This is a genomic window from Mycobacterium sp., assembly GCF_052145595.1.
Lineage (GTDB): Bacteria > Actinomycetota > Actinomycetes > Mycobacteriales > Mycobacteriaceae > Mycobacterium.
This window is the reverse complement of the sequence record NZ_JBKQOI010000353.1, coordinates 1-7,488: the sequence shown is the minus strand read 5'-3', so window position 1 is coordinate 7,488 and position 7,488 is coordinate 1. Positions and strand designations below refer to the sequence as shown.

Genomic DNA, 7,488 nt, shown 5'->3' with positions numbered 1-7,488 from the left:
GCAGCCTCGAACTGGGTGGTAAGGACGCGATGATCGTCTGCGCCGATGCCGATATCGACCGGGCTGTCGACGGCGCGTTGTGGGGCGGCTACTTCAACTCCGGCCAGATCTGCATATCGGTCGAGCGGGTCTACGTCGAAGCGCCGGTCTACGACGAGTTCGTGCAGAAGCTGGTCGCCGGGACGAAGCAGTTGCGTCAGGGTATTGATACACAGCACGACTACTCGGTGGACCTCGGCGCGATGGCCAACGAACAACAATTGAAGATCGTGGCCCGTCACGTCGACGACGCGGTGAGCAAGGGCGCCAAAGTTCTCGTGGGCGGGGAAGCGGACACGACGCGGGGCTACTTCTACCGGCCGACGGTAATGGTCGATGTGGACCACGGCATGGACTGCATGCGGGAGGAGACTTTCGGCCCGACGCTGCCGGTGATGAAGGTAGGGGATGTAGACGAGGCGATCCAACTCGCCAACGACTCCCGGTTCGGCCTGTCGGGCAGCGTATTCACCCGGGACAAGGACAAGGCGATGGCCGTGGCCAAACGGATGAACACCGGCACGGTGAACATCAACAACGTGCTGATGGGAGTCGCGCAGGCACCGGTGCCCATGGCGGGATGGGGTGAGTCGGGACTCGGATCTCGCCAAGGCGGGGCAGCGGGCATCCGCAAGTACTGCCGGACCAAGAGCATCGTCGGCGACCGCGTCGCGATGAAGAAAGAACTGAACTGGTACCCGTACACCCGCAGGAAGGGTCGGATCCTGATGGGGATGCTCAGGGTCCTCAACGCCAGGGATTGGCGCCGCCGACTCGGACGCTGATCGGGGGCCGACCGAAAATTGCACGCCAGCGCCGCAGGCGAACCCGGAGATCAGACCACGCTATTTGTTGATGGCACTGCTCACCCAGGACGATGGTATTGCCGCACCACTAATGGAGGCCGGGATCGTTCAACAGAGCAATCGCGCCGAGCACATCTTCGCGCCGGATATCGCTAAGAGCCATTACCTCATCGTATGAAGCACCAATTCCAGCCGTACCAACTCTAGGGCTTCCGCCAGAGCCGTTTTTAGCCATTGCCGGAACGGCTAAGGTACGGGGTCGGTTCGCTCTAGAAACGCCCCTGGACGCCGCGTTCACGCCGCGACGAGATGGTTGCGGAGCTTGTTAGCTACGAAACGGTGGCGCGGCTACGCAAATTTGTCGGACCGCGATGCGACGATCGACAGGTGAAACCCGGTGAATGCATCAGGGTGATTAAGGAGTCAGCGCGCTCGCGCGCCATCCCGAGCGGGATATCCAACTGATCCTGAACCAGCACGGCGGGCGGTGGATAGCTCCAGCACCTGCTTCGCGGAGACGCCGGCCCGGTCGAGCGCATCGCGGATTGCAGCAAGTTGCCCGCTTCTGACTCTGCGCCGGTGGCGATGCCCAGAAGTTCGCGCACCATGCGGTCCTCGAACTGGTCGCATACACCATCGGCGATCGCCTCCGCCGAATCCCGGATGGCGAGACCGCGTTGATCCGGATCCCGTGCTGGGCGTAATCCGATGCCGTCGCCTTGGTCGGGCCGAGCAGCGTGTGCTTGGAAGCGGCTGCGGACGGGGGGTTCTGCTCGAGGATCGTCTGCGCCTCGACCGACGCGATGTTGGTAACATCGGCTGCACACTTTGTCGTTAGCGGGGTGTGAGTCCCAATCAGTGGAGATACCAGATGGCCGAGCTCCCATCGAGCCCAGAGGGAATTGTGCTGGCCCACTTCATCGTCTCGGACGATGTCGAGCGCTCTCGGCGCTTTTACACCGAAGTACTCGGCGGCAGGGTGGCTTTCACCGGCGAGGGAGGTGACGAGGTGACATACGTCGCACTAGCCAACAGCTTTATCATCATCAATGGCGGCGGGGGCCCGACCGACGACAAGCCGACGGTCACCCTGGAGGCGCCACGCGATCCCGACCGGGTCAGCAGCTTCCTCAATATCCGGGTTAAAGACATCGAGGCCGTGTACGCCGAATGGAGCGCCCGGGGTGCTCAATTCCTGACGCCGCCGAAACAGCATCAGTACGAGATCCGTTGCTACATCCGCGATCCCGACGGTCATCTGATCGAAGTGGGGCAAACCACTGACCCAAAGGGGGACTGGGCGCCCGCGCACTGGCCATCGAGCACGCCCGCCGAGGAGTCCGAGTGAATGCCGAGATCACTGGCGACATCCCTCACATCGACGGTGGCCAGTCCACCGGACACTGAGATCCCTACCGGCCGTTTCCGACAAGGCCACCAAAGAGACGGTCATACCACGCGTTCTGACATCAGCCCAGGCGGTGTGTTTCCCGACTAACTCGTTGCCGGACCACACCGCCACGGTCCGTACGCTGAGCGAACTACAGGGACGCGGCCCGGCGATGCTCCGGGCCGCCGTTGTTGGTACCACGACGCTGAGGAGGTTTCGGTCATGACCACCGCGATCATCGGCACTGGAGGGCTCGGATCGGTCATCGCCCGCCAGCTCTCCTCAGGCGGCGAGACCCTGCGGCTCTCGAGCGCGAATAATGAGTCGGCACGAAGGCTGGCCGCAGAGATCGGTCGAGCTGCCGTCGTCGCCATCGACAACCGCGACGCGTTGCAGGGCGCCGATGCCGTCGTCTTCGCGCTGCGCTTTGCCGTGCTGAAGAGCGTCATAGACGAGGTCGCCGACTCGCTAACCAGCAAGATCGTGGTCGTTCCGAGCAACCCGCTCACCGTCGACGCACAGGGCAACGTCTTACGTCTCCTGCCGAAGGGCCAATCCTCTGGCGAGGTTGTAGCCGGGTGGTTGCCGGCTGGGACGCGCTTGGCCATGGCGTTTGGAACCCTGTCGGGCGATCTCTTCGAGTCCTCTAGCAACCGGTCACCGGAGTCAGCGGTCCTCTTCTACGCGACCGACGACGACCGTGCTGGCGAGGAAGTCGAGCGGTTGATCCGAACAGCCGGCTTCGAGCCGGTGAAAGTCGGTGGGATCGAACAGTCGGGTCGACTCGAGGTTGGCGGCGACCTTCACGATCTAGTAGTCGGCCCCACAGAGGCGCGGTCATTGATCTGAGTAGAGCGGTACCTGCTTTTCCCCGGTCCCGTCCCCCGGCGCATGCATTCGGAGCCATGGAAGCCGTCCTCGTCGCCCGACCACAAAAAGCCGTAAACCCTGCTGACGCAGGTTCACAAGGGCTCGTGGGTGAGTGATTCAGTTGATGTGCCCACGAGAAGGGAGCCACACACGATGTGCCGGTACGAGGAAAGAGGGCGGAGTAACCCCTAACGCGAAGGTATTTCACCTACTCGCCATTGATGGCCGGCTCACAACTACACCCGTAACGTCGGTGACGTTGCAAGGGGCGCTATTTGCCTGGGGTGGATGCAGCCGTGCTCGGTTGTTCTGTGGGCGAGCCATACCGCATTGTCCATACGGGTTGCTGGCCGGGCCTGTACTCATTGCCTGCCCAGGGCGTACCGCAGATATGCAAATACGCGTAGGGCGTCCGATCGAACATCACCCAGGCGCCCGCATCTCGTACGGTGTTTGGGAGGCCGTCACGCGCGGCCTCGTATGGCCACATGATCATCCAGTGCGGGCCGATGGGAATGGCAGGACTTGTTTTGTCGAACGGATCGGTGTTGCTGTGTTGCGTTGCGCCGCAAAGCATATAGATGATCCCGGGGGCCGTATTCGTCGGGGCCGGCTTGCCGGCCATGATATCTCTCATCCATTGCAGCCCCATGGGATCCGCGCACATGGGCACGTTGCCGATCTCGTTCTCATCGCCCGGGAAACACACCCAGTGGTTAGTTCCCTGACGAAGCACGACGACATTGCCTTGCGCATCCATCTCCGCAACCGTGGCATCCCGGGTGATGTGGAGAGGCCCTGAGGACATCGCGCGCGATATTTTGGCGGCCAGCATCTGTTCGTCCTTGGAGGCCGGAAGCGGTTGTCCGGCATGCAAGCTCGTAATCGCGCTATTGCTGTAGCGCCCCGACGCACCACCTATGTCAGCCACGCTGCCCACGTGCTGCTGGCTGGATTCACTGTCGACCATTGTGTGCTCCTCTCAAACGTTATTTGTGGCCCGGTCGGCGGATGGTGATCTCACCCATGTCGATGGCGATCAGCAGCGACTCCGGGACGAGCTGGTAGTCACCCTTCCATCCGTAGATCCGCCGCTTGGTGGGGATGATGATCCCGTCTACTTCGCGATAGTGGGTGGCATAGTTCAATCCGGGTGCGCCGCACAGGATATCGACGGTGTAGTCCTGACGGCGCAGCAGCCCGTCGGGGCCGAAGCACGAGATCTGTTCGCGCGTGTGGGTTTTGATGTGATCGGGAAACGTCACCTTCAGCCGCCGCCATGTTTCACCGCCGACCTGGATAGGGGTGATCTCTTCGGTGGCGAATCCGGGCCAGGTGAAGACGAATGGTGTATTCAGATACGTCCACAGCGCCTCACCGCTGAAATAGGCGACGTGCAGGTCGTCCCACGGGGTGTCGAACACGTGACCGTCAAACGACCTCTCCGGGTCATGGCGCGACTCAATGAGCGCGCCGTCACCACGCTGCATAACGACGCGGGAAGGCTCGAAGATCGAACGCTTGTCCTGACCGACGAAGTCCATCGTCAGCCGCTCCCGGGTGGTGTCAACCTCGAAGCGGACGTTCTTGAGCGCATCACCCTTGCCTTTGACGAACCAGGTCGCCCCCGTGATCGACGCGGCGACATCGATCGATGTGATGCGGTTCCACCGGTCCAGGCCACCGTGCGCCGCGACGGCGACCTCGAGCAGATCGCTCATTGCGCTCCTCGCTCCTTACGGTGTGCCTTCCCAGTGCTTGGCGAGGGGCGTGCCGGCGAACCTCTCGAGCATCGCGCGCGACAGCACCAGCACGGAGCTGCGCGGCCGGTGATTCACCACCAGGCGCTGCGCCTTACCGGCGTCATTGAAGACGACCAGAACGATGACTTGGAGGGGCACACCGCGCACCGATGAGGTGTAGTCCTCGAGGAAACTGTTTTCTCCGCATTGGCCTGCGTAGTGGAATTCTTGAAACTCGTATATCTCTTTTGCGGCGACCACGACTTCATGGACGGCCGCCGCGCCCTGGATGGCGCCGTCCCACGCGGGCCCCTCCCCGGTCACGTCGTCGGCGAGATTATCCAGCCACGCCGGGTAGTAGGGCTTTCCCAGATATGTCGATGCCATGCTGCGCCTCCAATCGCCCCTTACGGGGTGCCTTCCCAGTGCTTCGCATACGGGGTCCCGGAGAATGTCTCCAGCATCAACCGGGAGAACTGCAGCATCGCGCTGCGTGGCCGGTGATTCACCACAACCTGCTGGGTCTGCCCTTCGGCGTTGAACGTGACCAGCACGACAACGTAGGTAGGCACGCCGCGAACCGAGCTGGAATAGTCCTCGAGGAAACCGTTCTCGCCGCAGGGGCCGGCGTAATTGAACTCCTGGTGCTCATACTGTTCGCGGGCTTTGACCAAGATGAAGCGGACATCGTCGGCGCCGTGTGCGGTGCCGTCCATCGCAGCGGCCTCCAAGGTGACGTCGTCCGCCAGGTTGTCCAACCACAGCGGGTAGTAGGGCCTTCCCATGTAGGTCATACGGCGCCTCCGTCCAATGGGGTTCCCCGCGGATCAGTGAGCGACGTTGTGCTCTCCTCGACCTCGGCGACCAACGGCGAACCCGGAAACCGCTTATGGACATGGGCACTGGGCGTGTGATCGATGAGCAGGCTTAGCAATTCGGGACGACTGTAGTGACCGGCGGAGTCCATGAACGCCTTGCGTTTGTCGATCAACGCGAAGTCCAGATCCCCGATCACCTCGCCTTCGCCGGAACGCAAAGGCTCACCGAGCAGTTCGCCTTGCGGCGTGATGATCGCGGTGAAGCAGCCGCCCGAGATCGGTCCCAGCGGGCAGCCGGTATCAGCCATGATCTGCCCCTGCTGATCGGGATCGAGCCAGGCGGTTGCGGAGACCACGAAGACGCCCGACTCGAGCGCGTGATTGCGCACCTGGGTTTCGGTCTGTCGAGCAAACAAATCGCCGAAAATGGATCCAGGGAACATCGCGGAATGGATCTGCTCGCCGTCGGCGATCAGCGCGTATCGGGCCAGCGGGTTGTAGTGCTCCCAACAGGCCAACTGGCCGATGCGACCCACCGCGCTGTCGACGGCTCGAAGTCCGCTGCCATCGCCCTGGCCCCAGATTATTCGTTCGTGATACGTGGGGGTGATCTTTCGGCGACGCTGGATCAACGTTCCGTCGGCATCGAAAAGCAGCTGGGTGTTGAACAGTGAGCCACCGTCACGCTCGTTCACGCCGATCGAAACCACCATTGCGGCGCGGCTGGCGGCGTCGCTGATCGCTTGCGTCGCCGCCGACGGCACGGTGACCGCCTGTCTCATCAGCCGCGTTTGCTCGGCGAGCATCTCATAAGGGCGCTGCACAAACGAAAAGTACGGATAATAGGGAACAACGGTCTCCGGAAAAGTCGCGAATTGCACGCCGCGCGTCGCCAGTTCGTCGATCTTCGCGACGGCGCGCTCGATGGTCCCTTCACGACTGTAGAGCACAGGGCGCAGTTGGACCGCCGCCGCTCGGATAGTGGTCACTGCGCTCATCCTCTCGTCGTATCTCGTCTGCCTAAAGGCCGTTGGCAGTCAGCCATTGAAGGGCCACGTCCGCAATATCTTTCCATCCGTTGTCGATGGTGAGCGAATGTCCGCGTCCCTCGAAGATGTGCAAGTCGGTCTGCGCTTTCGAGTGGCTGTACATTCCGAAGACTTCCTTGGTGACCTTCAGGGGCACGGTGTGGTCTTCTGTTTCCGAGGTCAGCAGCAGCGGCCCACGGTCGGCTTTGTGGGTGTCGACTTTGGCTGGTGAGTGGCGGGAAAAGTTCGCGCCGGCGTCTTCAAACAACGGCCGGCCCGCACCGGGGATGGTCCAGGCGGCGTGCAGAGCATCGGATTCCTCTTCGGTGAGGGTTGCCGCCCGACCGGAATCCGTCAACGCCCCAGTGCTGTCAATGATGTGATCCGTGAGCTTGGACGGCGGCTGCGCGCCGGCGCGGGTTGCCAGCAGCAACCCCGCTGTGAGGATCGTCAGGACTACACCGAACAGGCGAACAATACGCATACGGGTAATTTAGCCCGCCGGCGGCGGCGATTCACGGTTGCTTGAGCGCCCACAGAGGGGAACTATCACCCACAGCTTCCCGTTGTCGCCACAAGGCGGTCGGGTCCACACGATCCGAACGAATGGTTCGTGTGGGGTTAGGCTGTCGCGGCCGATAGCTTCGTGTCATAAGCGGCGTCCCCGACTCACAACGGGATAGCGACAGGAGAAAAGTCAAAATGGGATTGCGGAGGCTTGGTCTGGTCCCGTGCATCTTGGCGCTGGCAATGGTGTTGGCGCCGTCTGCGTGGGCCGACACCTACACAGAACAG

General features: G+C 62.2%; 9 protein-coding genes and 2 pseudogenes. 4 read left to right on the top strand and 7 right to left on the bottom strand.

The annotated features are described in order from the left end of the window. Both ACLP4W_RS29280 and ACLP4W_RS29275 read left to right on the top strand, forming a co-directional pair. A partial coding sequence (locus tag ACLP4W_RS29280) for an aldehyde dehydrogenase family protein (protein ID WP_442390966.1) occupies window positions 1-824 on the top strand: 824 nt, incomplete at its 5' end. Window positions 825-864: 40 nt separating this feature from the next. After that, window positions 865-975, top strand: a pseudogene (locus ACLP4W_RS29275) (Clp protease N-terminal domain-containing protein); the annotation flags it as partial. Between the two features lie 285 nt (window positions 976-1,260). On the opposite strand, the gene ACLP4W_RS29270 reads toward ACLP4W_RS29275, so the two are convergent. Beyond that, a complete protein-coding gene (locus ACLP4W_RS29270) occupies window positions 1,261-1,761 on the bottom strand; it encodes an SDR family oxidoreductase (RefSeq protein ID WP_442390964.1) in 501 nt (166 codons plus the stop codon). Between ACLP4W_RS29270 and ACLP4W_RS29265 the strand changes: the two genes are divergently transcribed. Together ACLP4W_RS29265 and ACLP4W_RS29260 are read left to right on the top strand one after the other, a co-directional pair. Further along, window positions 1,717-2,193: a VOC family protein gene (locus tag ACLP4W_RS29265; protein ID WP_442390962.1), complete on the top strand. Its 477-nt coding sequence runs from the start codon at window positions 1,717-1,719 to the stop codon at window positions 2,191-2,193. The genes ACLP4W_RS29270 and ACLP4W_RS29265 overlap by 45 nt on opposite strands. A gap of 264 nt (window positions 2,194-2,457) precedes the next feature. Next, window positions 2,458-3,084, top strand: coding sequence for an NADPH-dependent F420 reductase (locus ACLP4W_RS29260; protein ID WP_442390960.1), 627 nt, complete (start codon window positions 2,458-2,460; stop codon window positions 3,082-3,084). A 292-nt stretch (window positions 3,085-3,376) separates the two neighbouring features. On the opposite strand, the gene ACLP4W_RS29255 is transcribed toward ACLP4W_RS29260, so the two are convergent. The 6 genes and pseudogenes from ACLP4W_RS29255 to ACLP4W_RS29230 form a co-directional block, all read right to left on the bottom strand. Continuing rightward, on the bottom strand, window positions 3,377-4,075 hold the full coding sequence (locus tag ACLP4W_RS29255) for a hypothetical protein (protein WP_442390958.1): 699 nt from the start codon (window positions 4,073-4,075) through the stop codon (window positions 3,377-3,379). A gap of 19 nt (window positions 4,076-4,094) precedes the next feature. Continuing rightward, window positions 4,095-4,826 carry a hypothetical protein gene (locus tag ACLP4W_RS29250; protein WP_442390956.1) on the bottom strand — a complete coding sequence of 244 codons (732 nt, stop codon included), beginning with the start codon at window positions 4,824-4,826 and terminating at the stop codon, window positions 4,095-4,097. A 15-nt stretch (window positions 4,827-4,841) separates the two neighbouring features. Beyond that, window positions 4,842-5,234 (bottom strand): hypothetical protein, encoded by a 393-nt coding sequence (locus ACLP4W_RS29245; protein ID WP_442390955.1) that lies wholly within the window; start codon window positions 5,232-5,234, stop codon window positions 4,842-4,844. Between the two features lie 20 nt (window positions 5,235-5,254). After that, complete coding sequence (locus ACLP4W_RS29240; RefSeq protein ID WP_442390953.1) at window positions 5,255-5,641, bottom strand: hypothetical protein; 387 nt, start codon at window positions 5,639-5,641, stop codon at window positions 5,255-5,257. Beyond that, complete coding sequence (locus ACLP4W_RS29235) at window positions 5,638-6,654, bottom strand: nitrilase-related carbon-nitrogen hydrolase (protein ID WP_442390952.1); 1,017 nt, start codon at window positions 6,652-6,654, stop codon at window positions 5,638-5,640. Before ACLP4W_RS29235 ends, ACLP4W_RS29240 begins: the two co-directional genes overlap by 4 nt. A 373-nt stretch (window positions 6,655-7,027) precedes the next feature. After that, window positions 7,028-7,177 (bottom strand): annotated as a pseudogene (locus ACLP4W_RS29230) (TPM domain-containing protein); the annotation flags it as partial. Between the last annotated feature and the right edge of the window lie 311 nt (window positions 7,178-7,488).